Annotated in this window: 26 protein-coding genes and 1 pseudogene; 15 read left to right on the top strand and 12 right to left on the bottom strand. The window is 66.2% G+C overall.

Annotated elements, in window-relative coordinates:
- Window positions 1-21 precede the first annotated feature (21 nt).
- From ntrC to dusB, 3 genes are read right to left on the bottom strand one after another with little or no spacing between them, the layout of a single operon-like run.
- Window positions 22-1,485, bottom strand: a complete 1,464-nt coding sequence (ntrC, locus tag AiwAL_RS02755) for a nitrogen regulation protein NR(I) (protein ID WP_235702741.1) — start codon at window positions 1,483-1,485, stop codon at window positions 22-24.
- Entirely contained in the window at window positions 1,482-2,633 is a 1,152-nt protein-coding gene (locus AiwAL_RS02750) for a nitrogen regulation protein NR(II) (protein WP_235702740.1), read from the bottom strand. The genes ntrC and AiwAL_RS02750 overlap by 4 nt, the downstream gene beginning before the upstream one ends.
- A complete protein-coding gene (gene dusB, locus AiwAL_RS02745; RefSeq protein WP_235702739.1) occupies window positions 2,630-3,679 on the bottom strand; it encodes a tRNA dihydrouridine synthase DusB in 1,050 nt (349 codons plus the stop codon). Before dusB ends, AiwAL_RS02750 begins: the two co-directional genes overlap by 4 nt.
- Window positions 3,680-3,798: 119 nt before the next feature.
- Here dusB and ispF point away from each other — a divergent pair.
- The 3 genes and pseudogenes from ispF to AiwAL_RS02730 all read left to right on the top strand — a co-directional run.
- Window positions 3,799-4,284, top strand: a pseudogene (ispF, locus tag AiwAL_RS02740) (2-C-methyl-D-erythritol 2,4-cyclodiphosphate synthase); the annotation flags it as partial.
- A 67-nt stretch (window positions 4,285-4,351) separates the two neighbouring features.
- Window positions 4,352-4,624: a type II toxin-antitoxin system Phd/YefM family antitoxin gene (locus AiwAL_RS02735; protein ID WP_235702737.1), complete on the top strand. Its 273-nt coding sequence runs from the start codon at window positions 4,352-4,354 to the stop codon at window positions 4,622-4,624.
- Window positions 4,621-5,058: a type II toxin-antitoxin system VapC family toxin gene (locus AiwAL_RS02730; protein WP_235702736.1), complete on the top strand. Its 438-nt coding sequence runs from the start codon at window positions 4,621-4,623 to the stop codon at window positions 5,056-5,058. The genes AiwAL_RS02735 and AiwAL_RS02730 overlap by 4 nt, the downstream gene beginning before the upstream one ends.
- A 34-nt stretch (window positions 5,059-5,092) precedes the next feature.
- Here the strand turns inward: AiwAL_RS02730 and AiwAL_RS02725 are convergent, their stop codons facing one another.
- Complete coding sequence (locus AiwAL_RS02725; protein ID WP_262312058.1) at window positions 5,093-5,548, bottom strand: SRPBCC domain-containing protein; 456 nt, start codon at window positions 5,546-5,548, stop codon at window positions 5,093-5,095.
- Window positions 5,532-5,870, bottom strand: a complete 339-nt coding sequence (locus tag AiwAL_RS02720; protein ID WP_262312057.1) for a helix-turn-helix transcriptional regulator — start codon at window positions 5,868-5,870, stop codon at window positions 5,532-5,534. Before AiwAL_RS02720 ends, AiwAL_RS02725 begins: the two co-directional genes overlap by 17 nt.
- Window positions 5,871-6,067: 197 nt before the next feature.
- On the opposite strand from AiwAL_RS02720, the gene AiwAL_RS02715 reads away from it, so the two are divergent.
- The 3 genes from AiwAL_RS02715 to AiwAL_RS02705 all read left to right on the top strand — a co-directional run bounded on the left by AiwAL_RS02715 (window position 6,068) and on the right by AiwAL_RS02705 (window position 9,528).
- Window positions 6,068-7,525, top strand: coding sequence for an NADP-dependent isocitrate dehydrogenase (locus AiwAL_RS02715; protein WP_262312056.1), 1,458 nt, complete (start codon window positions 6,068-6,070; stop codon window positions 7,523-7,525).
- Window positions 7,526-7,748: 223 nt separating this feature from the next.
- Window positions 7,749-7,952, top strand: coding sequence for a hypothetical protein (locus AiwAL_RS02710; protein WP_262312055.1), 204 nt, complete (start codon window positions 7,749-7,751; stop codon window positions 7,950-7,952).
- A 286-nt stretch (window positions 7,953-8,238) separates the two neighbouring features.
- Window positions 8,239-9,528, top strand: coding sequence for an MFS transporter (locus AiwAL_RS02705; RefSeq protein WP_262312054.1), 1,290 nt, complete (start codon window positions 8,239-8,241; stop codon window positions 9,526-9,528).
- On the opposite strand, the gene gshB is transcribed toward AiwAL_RS02705, so the two are convergent.
- Genes gshB through AiwAL_RS02690 form a run of 3 tightly spaced genes read right to left on the bottom strand, consistent with a single transcriptional unit; the run spans window position 9,467 to window position 11,282 of the window.
- The gene (gene gshB, locus AiwAL_RS02700; RefSeq protein WP_262312053.1) at window positions 9,467-10,414 is read right to left on the bottom strand and encodes a glutathione synthase; all 948 of its coding nucleotides are present in this window, start codon (window positions 10,412-10,414) and stop codon (window positions 9,467-9,469) included. The two genes, AiwAL_RS02705 and gshB, sit on opposite strands and share 62 nt — an antisense overlap.
- A 33-nt stretch (window positions 10,415-10,447) precedes the next feature.
- Window positions 10,448-10,798, bottom strand: coding sequence for a hypothetical protein (locus AiwAL_RS02695; RefSeq protein ID WP_235702729.1), 351 nt, complete (start codon window positions 10,796-10,798; stop codon window positions 10,448-10,450).
- A gap of 28 nt (window positions 10,799-10,826) precedes the next feature.
- Window positions 10,827-11,282 carry a polymer-forming cytoskeletal protein gene (locus AiwAL_RS02690; protein WP_316044761.1) on the bottom strand — a complete coding sequence of 152 codons (456 nt, stop codon included), beginning with the start codon at window positions 11,280-11,282 and terminating at the stop codon, window positions 10,827-10,829.
- Window positions 11,283-11,682: 400 nt separating this feature from the next.
- On the opposite strand from AiwAL_RS02690, the gene AiwAL_RS02685 reads away from it, so the two are divergent.
- The 9 genes from AiwAL_RS02685 (at window position 11,683) to hpf (ending at window position 20,661) form a co-directional block, all read left to right on the top strand.
- Window positions 11,683-12,663, top strand: coding sequence for an adenosine kinase (locus tag AiwAL_RS02685; RefSeq protein ID WP_262312052.1), 981 nt, complete (start codon window positions 11,683-11,685; stop codon window positions 12,661-12,663).
- 133 nt (window positions 12,664-12,796) lie between these two features.
- Entirely contained in the window at window positions 12,797-13,042 is a 246-nt protein-coding gene (locus AiwAL_RS02680) for a Flp family type IVb pilin (protein WP_316044760.1), read from the top strand.
- Between the two features lie 51 nt (window positions 13,043-13,093).
- The gene (cpaB, locus tag AiwAL_RS02675; RefSeq protein ID WP_235702726.1) at window positions 13,094-13,921 is read left to right on the top strand and encodes a Flp pilus assembly protein CpaB; all 828 of its coding nucleotides are present in this window, start codon (window positions 13,094-13,096) and stop codon (window positions 13,919-13,921) included.
- 34 nt (window positions 13,922-13,955) lie between these two features.
- Entirely contained in the window at window positions 13,956-15,158 is a 1,203-nt protein-coding gene (locus AiwAL_RS02670; protein ID WP_235702725.1) for a pilus assembly protein CpaE, read from the top strand.
- Complete coding sequence (locus AiwAL_RS02665) at window positions 15,158-16,510, top strand: CpaF family protein (RefSeq protein ID WP_268920091.1); 1,353 nt, start codon at window positions 15,158-15,160, stop codon at window positions 16,508-16,510. Before AiwAL_RS02670 ends, AiwAL_RS02665 begins: the two co-directional genes overlap by 1 nt.
- The gene (locus AiwAL_RS02660) at window positions 16,507-17,463 is read left to right on the top strand and encodes a type II secretion system F family protein (RefSeq protein WP_262312051.1); all 957 of its coding nucleotides are present in this window, start codon (window positions 16,507-16,509) and stop codon (window positions 17,461-17,463) included. The genes AiwAL_RS02665 and AiwAL_RS02660 overlap by 4 nt, the downstream gene beginning before the upstream one ends.
- Window positions 17,464-17,473: 10 nt before the next feature.
- Window positions 17,474-18,391 (top strand): type II secretion system F family protein, encoded by a 918-nt coding sequence (locus AiwAL_RS02655; RefSeq protein WP_262312050.1) that lies wholly within the window; start codon window positions 17,474-17,476, stop codon window positions 18,389-18,391.
- Window positions 18,392-18,489: 98 nt separating this feature from the next.
- Window positions 18,490-20,037: an RNA polymerase factor sigma-54 gene (rpoN, locus tag AiwAL_RS02650; protein ID WP_235702721.1), complete on the top strand. Its 1,548-nt coding sequence runs from the start codon at window positions 18,490-18,492 to the stop codon at window positions 20,035-20,037.
- Between the two features lie 18 nt (window positions 20,038-20,055).
- Complete coding sequence (hpf, locus tag AiwAL_RS02645; RefSeq protein ID WP_235702720.1) at window positions 20,056-20,661, top strand: ribosome hibernation-promoting factor, HPF/YfiA family; 606 nt, start codon at window positions 20,056-20,058, stop codon at window positions 20,659-20,661.
- A gap of 3 nt (window positions 20,662-20,664) precedes the next feature.
- Here the strand turns inward: hpf and AiwAL_RS02640 are convergent, their stop codons facing one another.
- From AiwAL_RS02640 to AiwAL_RS02625, 4 genes are read right to left on the bottom strand one after another with little or no spacing between them, the layout of a single operon-like run.
- Window positions 20,665-23,052 carry a 1-deoxy-D-xylulose-5-phosphate synthase N-terminal domain-containing protein gene (locus tag AiwAL_RS02640; RefSeq protein WP_262312049.1) on the bottom strand — a complete coding sequence of 796 codons (2,388 nt, stop codon included), beginning with the start codon at window positions 23,050-23,052 and terminating at the stop codon, window positions 20,665-20,667.
- Between the two features lie 56 nt (window positions 23,053-23,108).
- Window positions 23,109-25,403 carry a penicillin acylase family protein gene (locus AiwAL_RS02635; RefSeq protein WP_262312048.1) on the bottom strand — a complete coding sequence of 765 codons (2,295 nt, stop codon included), beginning with the start codon at window positions 25,401-25,403 and terminating at the stop codon, window positions 23,109-23,111.
- 19 nt (window positions 25,404-25,422) lie between these two features.
- The gene (locus AiwAL_RS02630; protein ID WP_262312047.1) at window positions 25,423-25,836 is read right to left on the bottom strand and encodes an EVE domain-containing protein; all 414 of its coding nucleotides are present in this window, start codon (window positions 25,834-25,836) and stop codon (window positions 25,423-25,425) included.
- Window positions 25,837-25,840: 4 nt separating this feature from the next.
- The gene (locus AiwAL_RS02625; protein WP_235702716.1) at window positions 25,841-26,134 is read right to left on the bottom strand and encodes a YciI family protein; all 294 of its coding nucleotides are present in this window, start codon (window positions 26,132-26,134) and stop codon (window positions 25,841-25,843) included.
- Window positions 26,135-26,407: the final 273 nt, after the last annotated feature.

The following is a 26,407-nucleotide window of genomic DNA, read 5'->3' as shown; positions in this document are numbered from 1 at the left end:
CCGGTCCAAACGACGATTCCTTCAGCCGACCCGGCGCGAGACGCCGATATCGTGCTCGCGGATCTTCTTGCGCAGCGTGTTGCGGTTCAGTCCGAGCAGCGCGGCCGCGCGGATCTGGTTGCCGCGCGTCTCGGCGAGCACGAGGCGGATCAAGGGTTCCTCGAAGGCGGCGAGCACACGGTCATACAGCACGCCATCCTCGCCCTTGTCGCGCGCCTCGCCCATCAGCCGGGCGACATGGCGTTCGATCGCCCGCTCGATCGCCTGTGGCGTGTCGGGTGCGGGTTCGGTGCCGTGCGGCGCCGCATCGTCGATGATCGCGCGGTCGGCGAGTTCGGCCTCGACGATCTCATCGGTGATCACCGATTGCGGCACCAAGGCCGCGAAGCGGCGCATCAGGTTCTCCAGCTCGCGCACATTGCCCGGCCAGCGATAGGATGCGAGCCGCGCCACCGCTTCGGGCGTGAGTGTCTTGCCCGGCAGGCCCTCGCTTTGCGCGCGCGCGAGGAAATGGCTGGCGAGGAGCGCGATATCGCCCGGCCGCTCGCGCAACGGCGGCAGGCGGATCGGCACCACGTTGAGCCGGTAGAACAGGTCCTCGCGGAACTGGCCGGAGCGGATCAGCACGCGCAAATCCCGGTGCGTCGCGGCGACGATGCGCGCATTGGCACGAATCGGCTGGCGGCCGCCGACGGTGGTGAACTCGCCTTCCTGCAGCACGCGCAGCAGCCGCGTCTGCGCCTCGGGCGGCATGTCGCCGATTTCGTCGAGGAACAGCGTGCCGCCCGCCGCCTGCTCGAACCGCCCGACATGCCGGTTGGTCGCCCCAGTGAAGGCGCCGCGCTCATGGCCGAACAGCTCGCTCTCGATCAGTTCGCGCGGGATCGCCGCCATGTTGATCGCGACGAACGGGCCTTGCCGCCTGCGCCCGTAATCGTGCAGCGCGCGCGCGACCAGTTCCTTGCCGGAGCCGGATTCGCCGGTGATCATCACGGTCAGATCGGTGGTGGTGAGCCGGGCGATCACCCGGTAGATTTCCTGCATCGCGCCCGAGCGGCCGATCAGCGGCAGATTGTCCTCGGGCGATTGTTCCGGCGCCGCCGGGGTCTGCATCGCCGGCTGCTTCAGCGCGCGATCGACGATGCCGAGCAATTCGCCGAGATCGAAGGGTTTGGGCAGATATTCGAAGGCGCCGCGCTGGGTCGATTGCACGGCGGTCAGGATGGTCGATTGCGCGCTCATCACCAGGACCGGCAATTCGGGCCGGATGCGCTTGATGCGCGGCACCAGGTCGAGCCCGTTTTCGTCGGGCATCAGCACGTCGGTAATCACCAGATCGCCCTCGCCATCCTCGACCCAGCGCCAGAGCGTGGCCGCCGAGGAGGTCGTGCGCACCTGATAGCCCGAACGGCCGAGCGCTTGAGTCAATACCGTTCGAATCGAACGATCGTCGTCGGCGATCAGGATGGTGGGCAGGGTGGTCATGCGCGGTCACTCTCCGTCTGATCCTCGAAGGGCGGCAGATGGATACGAAATTCGGTACGGCCGGGCCGGCTGTCCACGTTGATCAATCCTCCATGATCGGCGACGATTTTGGCGACCAACGCGAGACCGAGCCCGCTGCCCGCCGCCTTGGTGCTGACGAAGGGTTCGAACAAATGACGCCTGATATCCTCGGGGATGCCCGCGCCGTTGTCGCGCACCGCAATGAAAATCGGCAGGTTCGGCTGGCTCCGTGCCGGCGAGGCCGCCAGCCGCACGCCATGCTGAAATCCCGTAAGGAGTTGAATCTCGCCGTCCTGCCGTTCGGTTTCGGAGACCGCCTCGGCGGCGTTCTTGATCAGGTTGAGCAGGAGCTGAACGAGCTGGTCGCGATTGCCGAGCACCGGCGGCAGCGAGGGATCGTAGGTTTCGACGAAACGGATGCGCGCGGCGAATCCCTGCTGCGCGAGTTTGCGGACATGCTCGAGCACGCGATGGATGTTCACCGCGTGCAGATCGAGCTTCTTGTCGCCGAACATTTCCATCCGTTCGACCAGGTTGCGGATGCGGTCGACCTCGTCGCGAATCAGCACGGCGAGTTCGCGGTCCTCGGCGGCGGCGTTGGTCTCCAGCAGTTGCGCGGCGCCGCGAATGCCCGAGAGCGGGTTTTTCACCTCGTGGGCGAGCACCGCCGCCATGCCGGTGATGCTGCGCGCCGCATTGCGCGCGGAAAGCTGCTGGTCGAGCGCACGGGCGGCGGAACTGTCCTGCAGCGTCACCACCAGATGCCCCGGCGCTTCGGCGATCGGAGCGGCCTGAAGCGAGACGCCGCGCCGCGCGAGGCGGTGGCTTTCGATCGCAAGGTCATGCTCCGCGATCGTCGCACCGTCGCGCCGCGCCCGGTCGAGAACCATGAAAATCGGATGATCGGCGGGCAGGATGTCGTGCAGCGGCTTGCCGCAAAGAAACGATGCCGAGGAGCCGAACAATTCCTCCGCGGCGTAATTGACGAACAGGAAACGGTCGTCGGCGTCGAGTTCGATCACCGCGAGCGGCAGGGCGTCGAGCAGCCTTCCGGCTTCGGCAGGCGCTTCGGATCGCCGGGCGATGGCCGGTGCGCGGCGGCGAAACGCACCGCGCAGGCCGCTCATGCCGCCTCCCGCAACGGGGCTTGATGCGCCATGACCCGCTCATACAATCCGGCAATCAGCGATTCGACGGCTTCGGCCTCGTCCAGCCGGTTGACCGCGGCGCGGAACTCCGCGGCACCTGGCAGCCCGCGCGCATACCAGCCGATATGCTTGCGGGCGACCCGCAGCCCGGCGTGTTCGCCGTAATGCGCGCGCATCGCGCGGTAGTGTTCCAGCAGAATGCCGTGCTGGGTGGCGAGATCCGGCGCCGGAATACGCCGCCCCGTGGTCAGGTAGCTTCCGACCTGGGCCGGGAACCACGGCCGTCCATAGGCGCCGCGCCCGATCATCACCCCATCCGCACCGGAGCGCGCCAGCGCCTCCGCCGCCTGATCCTCGGTGGTGATGTCGCCATTGGCGATGATCGGAATCGAAACCGCGTTCTTCACGTCCGCGATGAAATCCCAATCCGCGATGCCCTCGTAAAATTGCTGGCGGGTGCGGCCATGCACCGTGACCATGGCGATGCCCGACTCCTCGGCGATTTGCGCGAGGCGCGGCGCGTTCAGGCTCTGGCGGTCCCAGCCCATGCGCATTTTCAAGGTCACCGGCACATCGACGGCGCGCACCGTCGCTGTCAGGATGCGCGCGGCCTGTATCTCGTCGCGCATCAGCGCCGAGCCGGCCATCTGGCCGACCGCCACTTTCTTGACCGGGCAGCCGAAATTGATGTCGATCAGGTCGGCGCCGCGATCGACCGCGAGCCGCGCCGCCTCGGCCATCGCCTCGGGTTCGCAGCCGGCGAGCTGCACCGAGGACGGCCCGCCGCCACTCACGACTTCGGCCATGCGCAGCGTTGCCGCGTTTTCGTGGATCATCGCCCAGGACGCGATCATCTCGGAAACCACCAGCCCCGCGCCCATGCGCCTGACCAGCCGGCGGAACGGCAGGTCGGTCACGCCGGACATCGGCGCGAGGATCACCGGCACGTCGATGGTCACGGCGCCGCGCGGCGCGCGCAGGACGATCGGCTTGAGTTGCGGGATGGATTGCTGGTCCGTGCTCATGATTTAAGCACTACAGGCGCGGGCATTGACGCGCAATCGTTCAATCGCCAAAGCCGCCTGCATTACGCGCATTACCGGAGACACGCATGGACCTGAAATCGCTCATCGCCACCGGCGCGCTGCCGCGGGTCGGCACGGGCTTCGACGTTCACGCGCTGGCGGAAGGCCGCAAGCTCATCCTGTGCGGCGTCGAGATTCCGCACGACAAGGGGCTCGCCGGCCATTCGGACGCCGATGTCGGCATTCATGCCCTGTGCGACGCGCTCTACGGCGCGATGGCCGAGGGCGATATCGGCCGGCATTTCCCACCCGGCGAGGCGACCTGGAAAGACGCCGATTCCGCGCGATTCCTGCGCCACGCGGCGGGGCTGGTCGCGCATAAGGGCGGCGCGATCGCGAACGCCGACGTCACCCTCATCTGCGAGCGGCCGAAAATCACCCCTCATGCCCCCGAAATGCGCGCGCGTCTCGCGGAGCTGATGGGGATTCCGATCGACCGGGTTTCGGTGAAGGCGACCACCAGCGAGCGCCTCGGCTTCACCGGGCGCGGCGAGGGCATCGCCGCCCAGGCGGCCGCGATGGTGCTCCTGCCGCTCGGCTCTTGATGGCACTTGCATTATTCATGACCATATGATATGACTAGTCATATAACATGACTGTATGAGACTATTCATGATCGACACTCAGACGATCGGCGCCGCCGAATTCAAGGCCAAATGCCTCGACATCCTGGATCGGCTGGCCAGCCATGAGCTTGAGCGCGTCACCATTACCAAGCGCGGGCGCATCGTCGCCGTCCTGACCCCGCCTGACGACGATGTCGCGGCAGTACGCGGATTGCATGGCTTCATGCGCGGTTCGGTCGTCATACCATCCGGTTTCGACCTCACCGCGCCGGTCGCGGATGAAGATTTCATTGCCGCTCGGGGCGACCTGCACGGATGAACGGCGCCACGCCCGGCGTTCTGCTGGACACCTGCGCTTTGATTTGGCTCGCCAACGGGGATGCCATCGCCGATGCCGCACGAGACGCGATCATCGCGGCGGGCATCGACGGCGCCATCCATGTCTCGCCGGCCTCCGCCTGGGAAATCGGCATGCTCAGCCGGTCAAGACCGGGACGGGACGCGCCGTTGCAGTTCCTGCCCGACCCGAAAACCTGGTTTACCCGACTCATGGCGGGGCCGGGTATCCGCGACGCGCCGATCACGCCGGACATCGCGATCGACGCTTCGTATCTGCCGGGCGAGCCGCATGGCGATCCGGGCGACCGGCTGATCATCGCGACCGCGCGCCATCTGGGCGTACCCATCGTGACGCGCGACCGCAAAATCATCGCCTATGCCGAAGCTGGATTCGTCAACGTCGTGGCGTGCTGATCTGCATTCGCCATGTGAATCGGGGCACGGACACTCAGGCACCCGCCTTCGCCAGGAAGGCAGCGAGCTTGTCGAACGAGCCGCCAGGGCCGGTCCAGCCTTTGTCGTAGCCGTCGCGCAGGGAAAGATCGGCGAAGCCGGTCTGGTGCAGGGTCATCATTGTGCCGGCCCCGTCGGGACGGAAATCCAGCGCGATCACCGTCTCCTTGTTGTTGTAATTGCCGACCCAGGTGAACACGAGCCGCCGGGGCCGGTCGATCTCGCGATAGGTGCCGGCGATCTCGATTTCCCGACCGTCCGGCATGGTCATGGCGACGGCGAAACCGCCGCCGATGCGGGGATCGAGATGCACGACCCGGCAGGCCGCGCCGCCGGGCGCCAGCCATTCGCCCAGCATTCCGGTGGTCCAGGCGTCGAACACCCGCTCGGGCGGAGCCGCGAAGCGGCGGGACAGATCGAGGGTAAGGGATGCATCAGCGGTTGCGTCCATGGTCGTCTCCTTCGGTTTGTTTGAGATGCTCATCGAGCCGGTCGAACGCCTCGGTCCAGAACCGGCGGTAGTGCTCCAGCCAGTCGCGCGCCTCGCGCAGCGCATCGGCGTTGAGGCGGCAGCGCCGGTGCTGGCCGCTCCGTTCGCGAGTAATCAGCGAGGCTGCCTCAAGAACCCGCAGATGCCGGGAGATCGCCGGCAGCGAGATGCTGAACGGTTCCGCGAGTTCCCCCACGGTTGTCTCGCCCAAGGCGAGGCGGGACAGGATGGCCCGGCGGGTCGGGTCGGCGAGGGCGGCGAATGTGGTGTCGAGATTTATCATTTAACGTATTAGTTAAATAACTAGTCGGTTAAGTCAAGAAGTTTTTTGCCATTCCCGAACCCGGCATCGACCATGACATGGCGGGGTAGCGGGGGCGGGGTAGCGGGGGCGGGGTAGCGGGGGCGGGGTGGCGGGCGCGGTGGCGCGTGTCGCATTGGCGGCGTATAGGGCGCGGAAACAGAAACGGGGATCGATCGATGAGTGCCACGCCTGCCAGCAAAACCCGCGTCACCGCCCTGCCGGGCGACGGCATCGGCCCCGAGGTGTTCGAGGCGACGCGGCGCATTTTCGAGGCGGCGAACGCGCCGATCGAGTGGGAGATGGCCGAGGCGGGCGCTGCCGTGTTCAAGAAGGGCATCGCTTCCGGCGCGCCGCGCGAAACTCTCGACAGTATCGCCAAAAACCGCCTCGCCCTGAAAGGCCCGCTCGAAACCCCGGTCGGCTACGGCGAAAAATCGGCCAACGTTACCCTGCGCAAGCATTTCGAGCTCTATGCCAATATCCGCCCGGTGCGCGAGCTGCCGGGCATCAGGACGCCGTTCACCGGGCGCGGCATCGACATGGTGATCGTCCGGGAAAACGTCGAAGACGTCTATGCCGGCATCGAGCACATGCAGACACCCGATGTCGCGCAATGCCTCAAGCTGATGACCCGCCCCGGCTGCGAGCGCATCATCCGCGCCGCCTTCGGCCTCGCCATCGCCGAGGATCGCAAGAAAGTCACCTGCGCCACCAAGGCGAACATCATGAAGCTTACCGAGGGCATGATGAAGCGCGTCTTCGAGCAGGTCGGCCCGGACTACCCGGACATCGCGCGCGACCACATCATCATCGACAATTGCGCGCACCAACTGGTGATCGCGCCCGAGCAGTTCGACGTGATCGTGACCTCGAACATGAACGGCGACATCATTTCCGACCTCGCCGCCGGGCTGGTGGGCGGCCTCGGCATCGCGCCGTCGGCGAATCTGGGCGATCACGCGGCGATTTTCGAGGCGGTTCACGGCTCCGCGCCGCAAATCGCCGGCAAGGGGCTCGCCAACCCGACGGCCCTCTTATCGGCGGCGATCATGATGCTGCGCCATATCGGTGCGTTCGAGACCGCCGCGACCATCGAGCAGGCCCTGTTCATCACCCTGGCCGAGGGGCAGAATCTGACCGGCGATCTCTCGCCGCGCGGCCACGGTGTGGGTACCGACAAATTCGTCGGCCAGGTGATCGCGAATCTGGGGCGCGCCAGCAATCAGCCCTCGCGCGACTATCACCCGCTCAGCCTCACGCCCTGGCCGAACCTCACCGCCCATACCGAGCCGAAAACCCGTGAGCTGCTCGGCGTGGACGTGTTCATCGAAAGCGACCTGTCCGCCGCCGAACTCGGTGCTTCCCTGGCCCAGCTTGCCGAAGGCAGCGCGCTGACGCTCGACTCCATCTCGAATCGCGGCGTGCAGGTCTGGCCCTCCACCGGCGGGCAGACCTTCCTGGTCGATCATTTCGATTGCCGCTTCATGCTGAAGGAACCGGCGCAGGGCAACGGGCCGCAGGGGATTTCCGATCTCGTCAAAGCGATCGGGCAGGAACATTCCTGGATGCATGTCGAGAAACTGCAGCGTTTCGACGGCAAGGACGCCTTCGAGCGGCCCCAGGGCGAAGCATGATTCGAAGTATCGGGCGATTGTTTTCTGTAATCAGAAAATATAAATAATAATTTATAGCACTTAATCAGGTTGTTTTTGAATTATTTTGACCAATCTGTAGGAACGCAGATAATTGTGACGAGACAATATCTGACCCTGTCACGCATTATTTGTAGTTTTTCGGAGCCGCATTGCGCCGAATTACCGCGCGATCTGCGCGGAAACCCCTATAAAGGATATCAAAATGGCCGAAACCAGTCACCAGAACGCAGCAAAATCACACGAAGATGCGGCCAAGGCCCATCACACCGCCGCGGAACACCAGGGCAAGGGTGATCACAAGGCATCGCTCGAGCATTCGCAGAAGGCCCTCACCCAATCCGAGATGGCGCACAAGCACTCGACCGAAGCCCATCAGAAGTCGAGCCAGCACGCCAAGGCGGCCTGATCCCGCGACGCGCCTGACCGCCCATTCAGTCAGGCTACGTGCGAAAAGACGATCGGAGAACGATCCGGGGATTGCCTCGGGTCGTTTTTTTTGCGTTTTCGGCGGCTGGGTTCCCGTCGAAACCCTCATCGATCCGCAAAGCCATGAAATTGCTCGCCCAAACAAGGACCAGAGCGTGATCGGCTGAAAATCATCGCGCTCTATTGTGTCTCGATATGCGGCGTGAAGCGTCGATCGCAAACGACATCAGCTTGGCGCGATCGGTCCGAACTCCCATGTCCATCGCATGGAGGCGGTCTCGAACGATGCGCGTGCCGCCGGCGGCACGCTGCGCGAGACCGCGCCGCGCAAGGCGCCGCCCGGCTTCGCCGCGGTCAATTTCTTCCTCGCCGATGTCGCCGGCGGGCTCGGCCCGTTCCTGCCCACCTGGTTCGCCGAGGCGCTGCACTGGTCGCCCGAGGGCATCGGCCTGCTGATGACGGTGGGCGGCGTGTTCGGTCTTGCATTCAACACGCCGGGCGGCGCGCTGGTGGACCGGCTTGGCCGGCCGAAGCTGATGGTGATGGCCGGGTCGGCGCTGATCCTGCTCGGGGTCGCGACCATGGTGATCGGCCATGCCTTGCCGTTCGTGGTGGCCGGCGAAATCATCCAGGCGGTGGGCGCCGCCGTTGTAGGGCCGGCGATGGCGGCGGCGACGCTCGGTTATGTCGGAAGACAGCATTTTCCCAGCCAGCAGGGGCGGAATGCGGCCTGGAGCAATGCCGGCAACGTCTCCGCCGCCCTGCTGGTCTTCCTCGGCGCGAAGCGGTTCGGAGCGAACATGCCGCTGCTGGTTCTGGCCGGCATGGCGACGCTCACCCTGGTTGCGCTGATGCTGCTCAGGCCGCCATCCGGCGCGATTGCCCGCATGGGGCTTGCCGCCGGGAGCAAGCCGATGGGCTGGCGCGATTTCGTGCGTCAGCGGCCGATATTCATCTTTGCCCTCACCCTGATGTTCTTCCATCTCGGCAATGCCGCGATGCTGCCGCTGCTCGGGCTGCGCCTCGCCCATTTCGGCGGCCAGGGTGCTGCCGGCAACGCGACGCGCTGGATGTCGATCTGCGTGATCGTTTCGCAGATCGCGATGATCGCGGTGGCCCTCGTGGTTGGCCGGCTCGCCGAGCGCTACGGGCGCATCCCTTTGCTGATCGGCGCCTGTGCGATCCTGCCGGTCCGCGCCGGGATCGCGGCGTTCGGCATCGCACCGGTCTGGCTGTTCCCGATCGAGATCCTCGATGCGATGGGGGCAGGGACGCTCGGCGTGATAACCCCGCCGCTCGCCGCCGATCTGTCCTGGGGATCGGGCCGCACCCAGACCGTGCTCGGTTTCGTAATGACGGTGCAGGGGATCGGCGCTTCGCTGTCCAACGCGCTGGGCGGCACGCTGATCGGGCTGATCGGCTGGAAACTCGCCTTTCTCGGCCTTGGTATCCCGCCGCTGATCGCCCTTGGTCTGGCGTTCACGCTCCGGCGTATCACGCTGACCGTTTCGCCTCGATCCGGTCCCACATCGCCTGTTCCAGATGCACGCCGGTGAAACGCGCGATCTGCTGGATGCCGGTGGGCGAGGTCACGTTGATCTCGGTGAGATACTCCCCGATCACGTCGATGCCGGTGAACAGCAGCCCGCGCTCCTTCAGAACCGGGCCGATGCGCGCGCAGATCTCGCGGTCCCGCGCGGTCAGTTCGGTCGGCTGCGCGACGCCCCCGGCATGCATGTTCGAACGCGCATCGCCCTCGACCGGCACCCGGTTGATCGCGCCCATGGCCTCGCCGTCGATCAGGATGATCCGCTTGTCGCCCGCGCGCACGGCGGGTTCGTAGCGCTGCACCATCAGCGGCTCGCGCGAGATGCCGAAATGCAGATCGAGCAGCGCGCCCAGATTCTCGTCATTCGGCTGGATGCGGAAAATTCCCGCGCCGCCGTTGCCGAACAGCGGCTTGACGATGATGTCCTGGTAGCGCGCGCGGAAATCGCTGATCGCCTGCCGGTTCCAGGCGATCAGCGTGGGCGGCATCAGATCGGGGAATTCCATGACCAGCAGTTTCTCCGGCGCGTTGCGCACCGAAGCCGGGTCGTTCACCACCAGAGTCCTGGGATGGATGTGTTCGAGCAGATGGGTCGCGGTGATATAGCCCATGTCGAACGGCGGGTCCTGACGCATCAGCACCACGTCCATGGTCGAGAGATCGACGATTTCAGGCTCGCCGATCGTGTAATGAGCGCCCGGCTCGCGCCGCACCGAAACCGGCCGCACCCGCGCGCGCAGCACGCCGGCTTCCAGCCACATATCGCGCACCAGATAATGCCAGAGGCGATGGCCGCGCTTTTGCGCTTCCAGCATGAGCGCGAAGCTGGAATCGCCGTCGATATCGATGCTGTCCATCGGGTCCATCTGGACCGCGACCCGCAAACCGCTCATGCCCACTCCATCCTGCTTCGGCTCGCTCCTCTATCAGGAGGCGCGGTTCTGTTCCAGGCTGGCAAGGCAGGAGGCTTGGGATATCCCGCGCGGCATCGGTCTCGCGGTCGCGACTTCCGGCTGGCCGGCACTGCTCGGATAGAAAATGACGTCGAGCCGGCAGACCCGCGAATCGTAAAGCCAGACCTGGGCCGGCCCGTCGATCCGCCGCAAGGCGGGCGCGCCGAGTTCGGCTTGCAGGCTGGACGGCGTGGCGCCCACCAGGGTCGCCGGGGCGGCCGATCCGGCGTTTGCGGCCGTACGGGGCGCGGGAGTGGCGGCGCATCCCGCCAGCGCCAGCGGCACCGAGGCCATCAGCCACCAAATTGGGCGTGTCCGCTTCACGGTTCGCCGATCCGGCGTCCGATTTCCGTCAGTCGGTCTTGGCGCCGCTATCGGTGATCATTTCGATCCGGCCGGTGATCTGGCCGCCATCCTCGACCTGCAGGCGCTTGCAGCGGGCGGTGCCGAGCACCTTGCCGGTTCCGCGCACGATCAGCGCGTGGCGCGCGGTCAACGTGCCGTCGATCGTGCCGGCGATCTCGGCCTCCTCGACCTCGACCTCGCCCTTGAACACGCCGCCCTGGGCGATCGCGAGCTCGGTCGCATTGATCATCGTGGCTTCGACGGTGCCTTCGACCACCAGGCGTTCGGCGTCCTGCACCACGCCCTGCACGCTGATGCCCCGGCCGACGACCAGGGTACGGCGCTCGGCGGCTTCCGGCGCACGAGTGCCGGTGGGACGGAAAGCAGCGCCGGGCAGCGGCGAGGCCGGCTGGGTCGCCGGCGCGGGTTGCGGCTGGGTCGGAGCGAAGGGGGAACGGGCCATGGGCGTCTCCTTTTCGGTAGGCGTAATGTCGGCGGATCGCGGGCTCGGAGATGGCGTCGCGGGGCGGAATGGCGGCATGCTGAGCCCGTCATCCGAAGCCTGCTGAGACGATTGCGTGCCGGTTTCCTGCGAATCCTGGTCATGTTTCGGGTCGGATTGCTGGTCGTCGCGTTTCAGGAACTTGATCACGGAACCTCCACTCGCATCGCGGTCTCGGCAGCTAGCACGCACGGCGCGCGCCGGACAATGACCGGGCGGCCAAAAAACCCGAGTTTTCCCCAAGGTTCCGCAATCCGATCGATTATCCGCGCGGCAATGCACCGGCCATGTCTTGGCCGATACTTGGTGCGGGCCGCCGGGGATGTTAGGCGGACGTGACCATCCATCACAGGAGACGGCGATGACCGCAACGCGGCTCGATCTGATCGGTATCGGCAATGCGATCGTCGATGTTCTGGCCCGCACCGACGATGCGTTTCTCGATCGGCACGATATGCGCAAAGGGTCCATGGCGCTGATCGATGCCGGGATGGCGGAGCGTCTCTATGCGGCGATGCCGGCCGGGCAGGAAGCCTCCGGCGGTTCGGTCGCCAATAGCTGTGCGGTGGCGGCCGGTCTCGGCGCGCGGGTCGCCTTTCTCGGCAAGGTGGCGGACGACCAGCTCGGCGCCGTGTTCGCGCACGACATGCGGGCGATGGGCGTATATTACCCCACCGAACCGCTCGCCGGCGGCGATCCCACCGCGCGCTGCCTGATTTTGGTGACCCCGGACGGCCAGCGCACCATGAACACCTATCTCGGCGCGGGCGGCGCGTTCGGCCCGGACGATCTCGACGCCGGGGCGATCCGCTCGGCGGCGATCCTCTATCTCGAAGGCTATCTGTTCGACCCCCCGGCGGCGCAGGAAGCGTTTCGCGAGGCGGCGCGCATCGCCCGCGCGGCGGGTCGCCTTGTCGCCTTGTCGCTCTCCGATCCGTTCTGCGTCGACCGCCACCGCGCCGGGTTTCTCGACCTGATCGCGGAGGGCGTGGATATATTGTTCGCCAATGAAGCGGAAATCCGTGCCCTGTTCGAACGGAACGATTTCGAGAGCGCGGCTGATGCGGCGGCACGATCGGTGCCGCTCGCGGCGCTGACGCGAAGCGAGATGGGCAGCGTGATCGTCGAAGGGGCGACCCGCCATCGCGCCGATGCGGTCCTCACCGACGTCGTCGACACCACCGGCGCGGGCGATGCCTATGCGGCGGGATTCATGGTCGCCCTGTCGCGCGGCGAGAGTCTTCCCGCCTGCGCCGCACTGGCAAGCCGCACCGCCTCGGCCGCGATCGCGCGGATCGGCGCGCGGCCGGATGCGGCAACTCTCGCGGCGCTGATGCGATAAAGCCTCGCCGCCATCGAATCGGCGTGGCCCGTTAACGATTTGGCAAGATTCTTCTGCTGATATGCAGGCCTGAAAACCGGCTTCGCGGCCTTCTCAATTGAAGCCGCGCAGCCGCCGGGAAAATCCCGGCGCCATGCCATTCATCATCGTCGCGCTTCGGGCGCCAGCCTCGCGGCGTGCAGGAGAATCGACCATGCTCGACTATGCGAAAACCTGGCTCGCCGTACGCGGGATTTCTCTCGTCAACGACAAGCGCGGCGTGACCGCGCTGGAATATGGGCTGATCGCGGCGCTGATCGCCGCCGCGATCGTTACTGCCGTTTCCACCCTCGGAACCGATCTGAGTACGTTGTTTACCAACCTCAGCACGCATCTCTGATTACGCACGAGCGGGGCGAGAAATTATCGTTCCTCATCGAGGCAAACACTCATGCTTTTGCGAGTCTCTTTATTCTGTCTATTGGCGATCGGTCTCGCGGGTTTCGGCACGGTGGCCTGGCTGGATCTGCATCCGGCCAGGCCGCACGAAGCGGCGCCGCATAAAATCCTGCTTCTTGCGACCGCGCATGCGCTGCGCGCGGGCAGCCTGATCCAGCCGGCCGATTTCACCGCCCTGGTCGAGCACGGCGCCAGGGCGCCGCTCGGCACCGTGCCCGATACGCCGTTCAACCGTTCGTCCTATACCGGCGCCATGGTGCGCCATCCGCTCGGCGCCGATGCGCCGATCGTGGCGGGCGACGTGATCCGCCCCGGCGATCACGGCTTTCTCGCCGCCGTCCTGCAACCCGGTATGCGCGCCGTCTCGGTCGGGGTCGATGCGGTCACCGGCACCGCCGGGCTGATCTGGCCGGGCGATCACGTCGATCTTCTGCTCACCCAGCAGCTCAGCGCGCCCAATCTGCCGCCCGCGAAAAGCGTTGCCGCCGAAACCGTCCTGTCCGATGTGCGGGTCATCGCGATCGATCAGCGCCTGGTTCAGGGTGCCGACGCGAAAACCCGGCCGCGCGCTCTCGCGCGCACCGTCACGCTCGAAGTCACGCCAGACCAGGCCGAGCGCGTCGCCGTCGCCGCCCATCTCGGTCCGCTGTCGCTGATCGTCCGGCCGACCGATGCGGCAAAGCTGCCGCGTCCCGCACCGCCGCCGGTCTATAGCGGTCAGGTTTCCCCCGCGCTTGCCGCGGTCAGCGCGCCGATGGCGGCCGACAGCGTCACCGTGTTTCAGGGACCGGCGCGGCAGACCGAGTTCACTCCGCGATGAGTCGTCCCGGCGGCAAAATCCTGCGGGATCGTTCATGAACGTTCCGCCAAATCAGGTGTTGGATGTGTCGCATTTCTCATGCCCGTCCGGCGCGCATCCGGGACGGTCCGGTTTTGCGGGTTTCGTCGGCGATGCCGACACTGTCCACATTCTGAGGACGGTGTTCGGCCCCGCATTCCCGGCCGGGCTCGAATTGCACCGGCTTTCGTTCCGGGAGACGGTCGGTCATCTGCGCCGGGTCGAAACGCCGGCGACCATCCTGGTCGATATTTCAGGAGAGGACCAGCCGCTCACCGCGATGCTTCAGCTTGAGAGCGTGGTCGATCCGGGGACCAGGGTGCTGGTGATCGGCGATAACCGCAGCGTCAGTTTCTACCGCACGCTCACCCGGAATCTCGGTGTCAAGGAGTATCTTCCGAAACCGCTCGATGCCGCGGCGGTGGCGCGGGAATTTCTGCCCTGGGCGGCCGGTGGAATTCCTGAAATCGACTCCGCCCGCGGCGGTGCGATGATTGCCATTTGCGGCACGCGCGGCGGCATCGGCGTGACGACGCTTGCCGCCAATCTTGCCTGGTTGGTCGGGGCGGAGACGCGCCGACATACCATCCTGCTCGACGCCGACCTGCATCGCGGCAGCGGCGCGCTGGCGATGAACGTGCCGCCGAGTACCGGCCTCAGAACCGCGATCGAGGCGCCGGACCGGATCGATCCGCTGTTGATCGAGCGCGCCGCCCATCCCGCGGCCGAACGCCTGCATGTGCTGGCGGCCGAGGAACCATTGACCGAGAAATTCCCCTATCGGCCGGGCGGCGGAAGGGCGCTTTCGGCTGCCTTGCGCCAGCGCTATAATTTCGTGATCGCCGATATTCCGGCGCGTCCTTTCGGTTTTGCCGCCGAGATTCTCGCGCTTGCGCAACAGCGTGTCCTGGTCGTCGACGCCACATCCCAGAGCCTTGCCCATGCGTGGCGCTGGCTCGGCCGTCCGCCGGGACCGATGCAGGCGACCCGGCCCATTCTCGTCCTCAACCGCTACCAGCGGCAGCGCCAGATGATGCCGAGCCGGATCGAGGCTTTGCTGAAGACGGAGATTGCCGTGGTCGTACCCGATATCGCCCAGGCGGCGTCACGCGCCGCCGATCTTGGCGAGGTCATCGTGACCAGGAAAGGCAAGTTCCGCGACGCGCTGATCGAACTCGCGCATGTGGTTGGCGCGGGTGCCGCCACGGTTGGCGTGTGATGGACGCATCGCCGGTATTCGGCCGCCGCTCGACCACCCAGCCATTCGACGGGTCGATCGGCTCAGGCAAAATCCAGGCGGGCGTCCGGCAAAAAGACGTCGATCTGATCCGCGCGCTTTGTCTTTCGAAAATCGACGCGTCGGTGATCGCATCTCTGTCGCAGTCGCGGCTGCTCCATACGGTCGAGGTTCTGCTCGCCGAACTGGCAACCGAACACCGGATTCAGTTCAACGGCCGCGAGCAGCGCCAGATTGCGGCGGAACTGGTCGACGACATGCTGGGCCTCGGCCCGCTGGAGCCCTTGCTGGAAGACGACACGATCACCGACATCATGGTGAACGGCCCCGAGAAGGTGTTTGCCGAGCGCAGCGGCAAGCTGGACCAGTTGCAAGTGCGATTCCGCGACTCCGCGCATCTTGCCAATATCTGCCAGCGTATTGCCGCCTCGGTCGGGCGGCGGGTCGACGAATCGAGCCCGATGGTCGACGCAAGGTTGAAGGACGGCTCGCGCGTCAACATCGTGCTGCCGCCGCTCGCGCTCGACGGCCCCTGTTTGTCGATTCGCAAATTCGCGAAAAAGCCGATCAGTTTCGCGCGGCTGATCGAATACGGCTCGCTCACGCCGCCGATCGCGCGCATTCTGGAAATCGCCGCGCGGTGCCGGCTCAACGTGGTGATTTCCGGCGGGACCGGCTCCGGCAAGACCACCTTGATGAACGCGATGAGCAGTTTCATCGACCCGGCGGAGCGGGTCGTCACGGTGGAGGACGCCGCCGAATTGCAGCTTCAGCAGCCCCATGTGGTCCGGCTGGAAACCAGGCCGCTCAATCTCGAAGGCAAGGGCGAAATCAATCAGCGTGACCTGTTGCGCAACGCGCTGCGCATGCGGCCGGACCGGATCATCATCGGCGAGGTGCGCGGGCCGGAAGCGTTCGACATGCTCCAGGCGATGAACACCGGGCATGACGGCTCGATGTCCACGATTCATGCGAACAATACGCGCGATGCGCTGGCGCGGATCGAAAACATGGTTCAGATGGCCAGCATGGGCCTGTCGCTGCGGGCCATCCGCATGCAGGTCGTCTCCGCGGTCAACCTGATCGTTCAGGTCGAACGTCAGCGCGATGGCGGGCGGCGCGTCGTGCAGCTGACCGAAATGTCGGGAATCGAGGGCGAAACTCCGCTGCTGAACGACATCTTCAAATACGAAATGCAGGGCGAGGACGCGACGGGGCGGCTGCTCGGCCGCTACATCGTCTCGCGCATGCGGTCGAGCTTCCACGAACGCCTGACCTATTTCGGCCTGTTGCGATCCTGGTCGGCCGCTCTCGAAGAGGCATGCGGCGCATGACCGATCTGCCGGTCCTTCTGGCATTGAGCCTGATCATGACGATCGGCCTGGTTTTTCTGGCCGTCAATGTCGTCCATGCCGACCGGCACGAGCGCCGGATGGGTTTGCGGCTCAGCCGCGTCACCACCGGCCTGATCGTCCAGGACACCGACCGGAGGCCGGAATCCGCCAAGATTCTGGAACGATTTCACCGCCCGTTCGACCTGGCGTTGAGCTGCATCGGAATCGACCGGAAACGGGCGCTGGATTATCCGGCGCCCTGGTGGGCGATCCTGATCGGCGTGGGCGCTGCCGGGCGCGCGGTTGCGTTCCTGGCGTCGATGATGTTCGGCGGCATCGGCACCGCGCTCTGGCCGCTCGCGACCATCATGATCGCGCGCTTCGTTTTCGGCTCCATCCATGCGCGCCGGTCCTCGGTCCTGCTGAACCAGTTTCCCGACGCGCTGGCGACCATCGTGCGCTGCGTCCGGGTCGGAATTCCGGTGCAGGAGGCGCTGCGCATCATCGCCCGCGACATGCCCAGGCCGACCGCGGTGGAATTTGCCCATATCGCGGATCAGGTCTCGATCGGGACGCCGCTCGATCAGGCGCTGAAGGAACTCGCCGGACGGTCCAGACTGCCCGAATACGGCTTCTTCGCGACGGCGCTCAGCCTGCAGGCGCGGTCCGGCGGCGGTCTCGCGCAGACGCTGGAAACTTTGGCCGAAGTGATTCGCAAGCGGGTTGCGATGAAGGCGCGAGGCTACGCGCTTGCCGCCGAGGCACGCACCAGCGCCATGATCCTCGGTGCCATCCCGATCGTCGCCGGGCTCGGGATCGAGTTGCTCCAGCCGAAATACATGGCCGTCCTGTTCATCAGTCGCAAAGGGCGCTTCATCTTCGGCGCGGCGGTCGGCATGTTGATGATGGGCACGCTGACCATGCGCACGATCATTCGCCGCAGCCTCAGTTAGGCATCCAGCAATGAACGCGCTCTATATCGGCGTGCCGGCCTTCTTCCTGGTGGTTTCGGTCATCGCCTTCCTGATGCTGAAACTGGTGATCGAGGAGGAGAAGCTCGCGCGCCGGATTGGCCGGGCGGCGGGGATTTCGGCGCTTGCCGACGATAAATCGACTCTACAGCCTCTGCATATCCGGGTCGTCACCGGGCTCGGCTTCGCGGTGGCCCGCAGCGGTCTGCTGAGCACCAGAACCCTCGCCGAGCTGCACCACACATTGCGGATGGCCGGCATCCGCGACCAGGGCGCACTTGGCTTTTTTGTCGGCGCGAAACTTCTTACCCTCATCGTGCTGCCATGCGTCACGCTGGGTTTCGCGCGCCTGTCCGGCATGGTTGAACTGCCGGAACTGGTTCTTGCCTGCGGCGGTGCGGTCGTCGGCCTGCTTGCGCCTGACATGATCATCCAGCGGCGGCGCAAACGCTTCATCAAGCGCGTCGAAGCCGGGCTTGCCGATGCGCTCGATCTGATGGTGATCTGCGCGGATGCCGGGCTCAGCCTCGAAGCCGGGCTCGTCCGCGTCGCGCAGGAGGTGCGGCAATCGCACGATGCGGTTTCTCAGGAACTGACGATCACCGCGAACGAGATGCGCATCGGAACCAATATCCGCGAGGCCTTGACCGCGCTGGGCGCGCGCACCGGGCTCGATAGTCTCAAACGCCTCGGTTCGACCTTGATTCAAACGATCCAATACGGCACGCCGCTGACCCAGGCGCTCAGGATTCTGTCCGCCGAGCTCCGCCAGGAGCAGCTCACCCGGTTCGAGGAGCGCGCGGCCCGATTGCCGGTGCTCCTGACCGTGCCGATGATCGTTTTCATCCTGCCCTGCGTGTTTCTGGTGGTTGGCGGCCCGGCAATCCTCAAGGTGATGGCCGTGTTCTGACGTCGGGCAAACATCGCGCCGGCGAATTTATGCAAAAAGCGCACCAAATCGTGCCGTGGCGTATTCCGTCTGTTTGAATTGCTTGGTATGATCCATGCATGGCACTTGGACCGCGTCTCGATCTAAGGCAGACCCAGTCGCTGGTGATGACCCCGCAATTGCGGCAGGCCATCCAGCTTCTCCAATTCACCAATGTCGAAGTCAATCAGTTCATCGAGGACGAGCTGCTGAAAAATCCGCTGATCGAACGCGCGGACTCGGAATCCGATGCCACCGCCCCGCTCGCTGCCGCGTCCGACGGCATGGCGATCGCCCAGATGGAAGCCGCCCCCATCCCCGCCTCCGAATACGGCGCGAACGGGCTGGTTACGGTCGATGCCGACGCGCCGGGCGCGCAGACTCCGCTCGATACCGATTTCTCCAATGTTTATGATTTCGGCGGAACCTCCGATGGCGGCGGCCGGGATTCCGGCATCGGCTTCGAAGATGACGACGGGATCGGCCAGATCGCCGATCGCCCGCCCGATCTGCGCGAACATCTCGAACAGCAGGCACGGCTTGCCTTCCCCGATCCCGCGCAGCGCCGGATCGCGGCGGCGCTGATCATGGCGCTCGACCCCTCCGGCCGGCTCGCCGATACGCCGGAGGCGATCGCCGTGGCGCTCGGCATCGGGTTCGAGGTTCTGGAGCCGGTCCGGCAGGTGATGCTGCGGTTCGATCCCACCGGCGTGTTCGCGCGCGACCTCGCCGAGTGCCTCGCGATCCAGCTCGCCGAGCGCAACCGGCTCGACCCCGCGATGGATGCCCTGCTTGCCCATCTCGACCTGCTGGCCCGGCGCGATCATCGGGCCCTGATGGAGATATGCGGCGTCGATGCCGAAGATCTGCGCGACATGATCGCGGAGCTGAAGCGTCTGAACCCTAAACCCGGCGCGGGGTTCGACGCGTCGCCGATCACCCCGCTCATTCCCGACGTGCTGATGCGCCCGGCGCCGGACGGCGACTACATGCTCGAACTCAACCCGGAAACCATGCCGCGCGTGCTGATCCGGCGCGGATTTCACGCCCGCATGGCGGCCAAGGCGTCGCGCGAGACCAGGCAATTCCTCTCCGACCGCATCCAAAGCGCCAACTGGCTGGTGCGCGCGCTGGAATCCCGCGCCGAAACGATCCTGCGGGTCGCCGGCGAAATCGTCCAGCATCAGGGCGCGTTCTTCCGCTTCGGGATCGGGTTTCTCAAACCGCTGACTTTGCGTGAGGTGGCCGCGGCACTCGACATCCACGAAAGCACGGTCAGCCGGGTGACCTCGAACAAGGTGATCGCGACCCCGCGCGGCGTTTTCGAAATGAAGTTCTTCTTCACCACGGCTCTTGCCGGCGCGAACGGGGAGAGCCACAGCGCCGAAGCGGTGCGCCACCGCATCGCCGCGCTGATCGAGGCCGAGCCGCCCGCCGCGATTCTATCCGACGATGCTCTGGCCAAATTGTTACAGAAGGAAGGCATAGACATTGCCCGCCGAACTGTGGCCAAATACCGCGAGGCGCTGCGTATTCCCGGCTCGGCGCAGCGCAAGCGGGACAAGGCGCTCGGCATCGCCGAGCCGCTATCCCCTTCGCCTCCGCTGCGAGCCGGCAACACTGGCTAACAAGAAGGATCACTGGTGATGCAGATCACGGTCTCCGGCAAGCAAGTCGATCTATCGGATGCCTTGCGCGTCCATGTTGCCAACCATCTCGATACGATCGCCACCAAGTACTTCGACTATGCGCTGGAAGCGAACGTCACCTTCAGCCGGGCGCGCAGTTTTTTCACCTGCGACATCAATGTCCATGCCGCGCGCGGGCTGACCCTGCGCGGCGAGGGCGAAGCGGCCGACGCCCATGCCGCGTTCGACGATGCGGCCGAACATATCGCCAAGCGGCTGCGCCGCTATCGCCGCCGGGTGAACGAGCACGCCCGCGAAATCGCCGGTCGCGACCGGCCGGAAGCGGCACGCCAATATGTGCTGCAGGAGGTTTATGAGCGGGACGACAAGCCGGCCGTCAACGGTGCCGGCAGCACCGAGCCGGATACCGGCCCGCACGCCGCGGTGGTCGCCGAAACCCCGACCGAAATCGCCTTCCTCTCGGTCAGCGAAGCGGTGATGCGCATGGATCTCGCCGATCAGCCGGTGCTGATGTTCCGCAACTCCGCCAACCGGGCGCTCAACGTGATCTACCGGCGCAGCGACGGCCATATCGGCTGGATCGATTCCAGCACGACGAGCTGAGATTCAGTCAAGCTCAAGCAGAGCCTCCGCACAGGCATTCAGGATCGCGTCGGTATCGATGCCATAGGCGCGATAGAGATCGGGAATGTCGCCCGACTGGCCGAAATGGTTCGGCCCCAGCGTATAGGCGCGCTGCCCGCGCACCCCGCCGAGCCAGGCATGGGTGCTCGGGTGGCCATCCAGCACCGAAACCAGGGCGGCATCGGCGGCGAGCGGGGCGAGCAGACGCTCGATATGCGCGGATGCCCGCGCATCGCCGGACCGGCGGGCGAGCTGCGCATCCCGCCACGCGGCGAACAGCCGGTCCGGGCTGGTCAGCGCCATCAGCCCCGCATCGGGTTCGTCCTCGATCAGCGCCGCAAACGCCGCTTCGGCCTCCGGCGCGACCGCACCCTGATACAATATCGCGATGCGGGCACCTTGCTTGGGGTGCACCACCCAATGCGCTCCGGCGATCACCGATGCCTCGTCCAGCGTGCGCTCGGGCTGGGCCAGCAGCCGGGTCGACAGGCGCAGCCAGACCGAGGAGCCTTCCGGCCGCTGCATCCAATCGAGCCCGTGGCGCAGCAGGATCGCGAGTTCGTCGGAATAGGCGGGCTCGTAGGCCGCGATGCGGTCCTGCACCATGCCGAGCAGCGGCGTGTTGGTCGATTGGTGCTGGCCGCCCTCGGGCGCCAGCGTGATCCCCGAAGGGGTCGCGACCAGCAGGAACCGCGCATCCTGATAGCAGCCGTAGACCAGCGCGTCGTGGCCCCGATTGACGAACGGGTCGTATACGGTGCCGATCGGCAGCAGCCGCGCGCCCTGCATCGGTGCGGCCAGTCCGGCGGCGGCGAGCAGCAGAAACAGGTTCTGCTCGGCGATCCCGAGTTCGATGTGCTGGCCGTCTGGGCTCATGCCCCAGCGCTGCGCGGAGGCGAGCTTGGAATCGCGGAACACGTCGTTGCGGGTGTGCCGGTCGAACACGCCGCGCCGGTTCACCCAGGGGCCGAGATTGGTCGAAACCGTCACATCCGGGCTCATGGTGACGATATGTTTCGCGAGTTCCGCGCAGTCGCCCTTGCCCCGGCCGATTTCCGAGAGAAGCTCCCCGAACCCGCCCTGGGTCGACATACGCCGCCCGGCGAACGGCGCGTGCGGCAATTGCGCCGGCACGTTCACGAGTGGCGCTTCAAGGGTACGCCCATGCGGCGCCAGCCGCCCGGCAAAGGGCACCGAGGCGACGAAGCGGCGCAGCCGGTCGGGCTCGTCGATCCCCTCGAACGCGTCCCATTCATGGCCGTCGCGCACCCGCATCGCGCTGCGGAACGCGCCCATCTGGTCCTCGGTCATCAGCCCGGAATGATTATCCTTGTGGCCGGCGAACGGCAGGCCGGCGCCCTTGGTGGTATAGGCCAGGAAACAGGTCGGCTGGTCAGACAGCGCGGCGGTCTCGAACGCTTCGATCAGGGTCGGCAGATCGTGCCCGGCGAGGTTGGTCATCAGCGTGGCCAGGGCGTCGTCGTCCAGCCGGTCGATGATCGCGCGCACCCCGCGCGAGCGGCCGAGATCGGCGACCAGCGCCTGGCGCCACGCCGCACCGCCCTGGAAGGTCAGCGCGGAATACAGGCTGTTCGGGCAATCGTCGATCCAGGCGCGTAACGCGGCACCGCCCGGCTGGCGAAACGCCGTCTCCAGCGCCTTGCCGTATTTCAGGCTCATCACGTTCCAGCCCATGTCGCGGAACAGGCCCTCGAACCGGCCGAACAGCCGGTCCGGCATCACCGAATCGAGGCTCTGGCGATTGTAATCGACCACCCACCACACGTCGCGGACATCGTGCTTCCAGCCTTCGAGCAAGGCTTCGTAGATATTGCCCTCGTCGAGTTCGGCGTCCCCGGCGATCGCGACGTGCCGCGCCGGCGACCGGCTCGGGTCGGTCATGCCGTGGGCGCGCAGATAATCCTGGATCAGCGAGGCAAACGAGGTGATCGCCACGCCAAGCCCGACCGACCCGGTGGAGAAATCGATCTCCGGGCCGTCCTTGGCGCGCGAGGGGTAGGCCTGCGCCCCGCCGAACTGGCGGAGCCCCATCATTTTTTCCACGGTCTGGCGGCCGAACAGGAAATTGATCGCGTGCAGCACCGGGGCGGCGTGCGGCTTGACCGCAACGCGATCCTGCGGGCGCAGCATATGGAAATACAGCGCCGTCATGATCGACACCACCGACGCGCAGGACGCCTGATGCCCGCCCACTTTCAGCCCGTCGCGATTGGGGCGGATGTGGTTGGCGTGGTGGATCGTCCAGGACGACAGCCACAGCAGCTTGCGCTCGATCTGGCGCAACGACGCGTAGTCCACCGCCTGCCGCGCTCCGCTATCGGCCGCAAACCCGGCCAGTATCTCGTCCATTTCCGGTTCCCGTCCTGTCGCTACCATTATAGCGCGAGCTGGCCGATCCGCGCCACCTAGGGAATCAAGGTCATGGTTCCGCGCACCTGAAGCGGTTTCGCCGGCAGGGCGATGGTCCGCCCGTCGCGCCACGGTTTCAGGAAATCCCGCGCCTCGGGGCTGAAGATATCGCCGGACTGGCCGGGCGTCATGATGAACCGGCTGCGGTCGAGATCCGCCAGATCATACACCCCGCGATAGCTCGGCCCCTGCACCGCGATCCAACTATTCGGCGCGGGCACCGAACGGTCCACGGTGCTGCCATCGCCCGGTACCGCGATCGACGGCGAGATATACCGCCCGATCAAAGGCAGCTGACCGAGCAGCATGTCGGGAAACACCGCGCGATGCGGGCCGGCCCAGCGCCAGCGCTTAGGATCGCCGCCGTAATGCTTCGCCAGCGCGGCCATCGCGCGATCCGCCGATTGCGCCAGAAGCGTCCCGCAATCGCCGCCGCACCAGTTTTTCGCGACGCGCCGTGCGGTCAGCAGGGCCTGCACGAACTGCATATGCGCCGGCCCGGCGAGGGCGAGCGGCACATGGTTGCGCGCCAGCACATCGTGACGGAACGCGCGCAGCCAGGCATTGAAAATCAGCGGCTGCGGCATGCGCCGGCGCATCGTGCCGTTCCAGCCATGCAGCAAATTCACGGCGCGCCGCGCGAGTGCGGTGTTCGGGCGGATCGCGTCGAGCACCGGCAGAAGCTGCTGTGCATAGGCGCTGACCACATCATGCTGAATCGCGACGAACTCCGCCACGGTCAGCGTGCGATGCCGCGCAAGCGCCGCGCGGATCGCGGCCGACCGCCAGTCGCCGAACTGATCCGCGCCCATATCGACTGGAAAACCCTTCGGCGCGACCTGCTCATTGGTGTTGACCAGCACGTTGCTCGGCGGCGCGATGATGCGCGGCAGCGCCTTGCCGCAGGCGAGCCCGATCCATTGGTCGGAGGATTTGCCGCCGTCGAGCGGCCACGCGCCGTCCCCCGCGCCGCGGAGCGGCACGCAGCCGGTCACGATCAGCCCGATGCGCCGGCGGCTCGCGACCAGAAGATTTTCGACCGGCGTGGTGATCGCGGCCGCCGCGTCCTCGGCGTCGTGCAGCGAGGGTGCCGCGTCGAGCCGCATCAGCCCGTCCGCCGCCCGATCGTCATGCGTCAGGTTGGCCGCCTTGAGCGCGAGGGCGGTATGCTTGCGCAGGCCGACCACCGGCCCGTCGATCGTCGTGCGCACCACGAACGGCACCGGTTTATGGCCGGCAACCTTGATCGTCTCCCGCTCGATGCCGAACGCGAGCACCCCGCTCGGGCCTTGATAGTGGGTCTTGCCCACCCGCCTGAAGGCGAAAATATCCTGCACCGCCGCGCCGTTATTGGTGAAGGTCCAGGCGATACGGCGGTTATGGCCGAACACCAGGAACGGCGCGCCCGGCGCGGTCGCCCCGGCCAGGGTTTCATCGCCGGCATCGATCCGCGCGAGATACCACAGCCCAGGGAACTGGAACCCGAGATGCGGATCGCCGGCCAGCAGCGGCGCACCGGTCGCCGAGCGGGGGCCGGCGACCGCCCATTCGTTCGATGCGGTGCGCGGCCCGGTGAACGGCGTCGGGAATCGCGGGATCGCCGCCAATGCCGCCAACGCCGCCCGCGCCTCGCCCGGTGTGTGGTCAAGGCGCGCCGTGTCAGGGGGCGGCGGGCTCACTTTCGGCCAGAGCTGGCCGATTTTCGCGCGCGGCATGTGGCGCGACAGCGCCAGCCGCTCCAGCTCAACCGTCGCGTTTCCCGAAAGCTCGTCGGCGAGCAATTCGCCCCACAGCAGCGAATCCCGCACCCGCCAGGGCCGGGGTTTGCCGTAGATCAGGAACTCCCAGGCGCTCAGCCGGCCGCGCTGCGCGATCCAGGCATTCACTCCGCGCGCATAAGCGGCGAGCAGCGACCGTGCCTTGGGGCTCAAATGCCGCTCGGACGCGATCGCCGCCGCCTCGAACCCCATCGTGCGCATATGTTCGTCGACGCCGAGCGTTCTTTTGCCGAACCATGCGGACAGCCGCCCCTCGGCCGCACGCCGCAACAACTCCATCTGGAACAGCCGCGCGCGGGCATGGAGATAGCCGAGCGCCTCGGCGGCATCGTCGGTATCGGCGGCGCGGATGAACGGCACGCCGCGCGGCCCGAAGGTGACGGTGACGGGCGCCGTCAATCCTGGCAGGCGGAACCGGCCACTCTGGCCAGGCATCGTCACCAGGATCAGCGTGCCCGCGGCCACGACCGCGGCGATGAGCAGCGTGACCACGGCAAGAACGGCGAATTTCACCACGCGGCGCAAGGAGCCGTTACTCTGCGGCCAAACCAAGCGCGCAGATATGGCGCCAATGTTCGGCGCCGATCGGGCAGACCGACAGGCGCGACAGGCGGATCAGGGCGATGCCGTCGAGCGCGGGATCGGCCTTGATCTCGGCCAGGGTGACCGGCCGCGGGATCGGCGCCACGGCTTTCATGTCCACGGCCACCCAGTCGCCGGTCTCCGCGGTCGGGTCGGGATAGGCTTCGCGCACCACCTCGACGATGCCGACGATCTCTTTGCCGGTGTTGGAATGGTAGAAGAACGCCCGATCGCCCCGGCGCATCGCCCTGAGATTGAGCTTCGCCGTGTGATTGCGCACCCCGGTCCAGGGTTCGACGCCGTTCGCCACCTGCTGGTCCCAGGAAAACGCCTCCGGCTCGGATTTGACCAGCCAGTATTGCATCGGGTTACGCCGTGACCCTGCCGTCGCGCACCACGGTGCGGAAAGCGCGGATTTCGGTCCGGCCGAACAGATTGGCGCGGCTATAGGGGTCGTTCGCGATCAGCGCCTCGGCGGCTGCGCGGTCCGGCGCCTCATAGACGATCATCGAGCCGCACGGATCGCCGGCATCGTCGATCAGCGGTCCGCCGAACACGATGCTCCCGGCGATTTCGGTCAGATAGGCGAGATGATCGGGGCGGATCTGCTTGCGCAGCGCGAGGCCGCCGTCGCGGTCATGGGCGATCAGGATGAACTGCATGGCGAAACTCCCTGTCGAGGCGATGAGCCCTGTTCTGCCACGACCATGGAATACATCACAATGCCAAGATGTGATCGGAATGCCTTGTTTCGCGCGGAAGACAGGGGATGGCAAAGCACGGGCGTTGTATTAAACCACCAGGGTGTGTCCCCAATGGCGGTGTGGCCGCGACCGGGGGCTTTTGGCCGCTGGCCAGGAGAGAGGAGTGAAGTGATCTTGCCGATCATGAGCGACGAACGACACAGCCAGCGGCCAAAAGCCCCCGGTCGCGGC

The sequence above is a fragment of the Acidiphilium sp. AL genome (assembly GCF_025499445.1).
In the GTDB taxonomy this organism is placed as follows: domain Bacteria; phylum Pseudomonadota; class Alphaproteobacteria; order Acetobacterales; family Acetobacteraceae; genus Acidiphilium; species Acidiphilium iwatense.
This window is presented reverse-complemented; position numbering and strand designations above follow the sequence as displayed.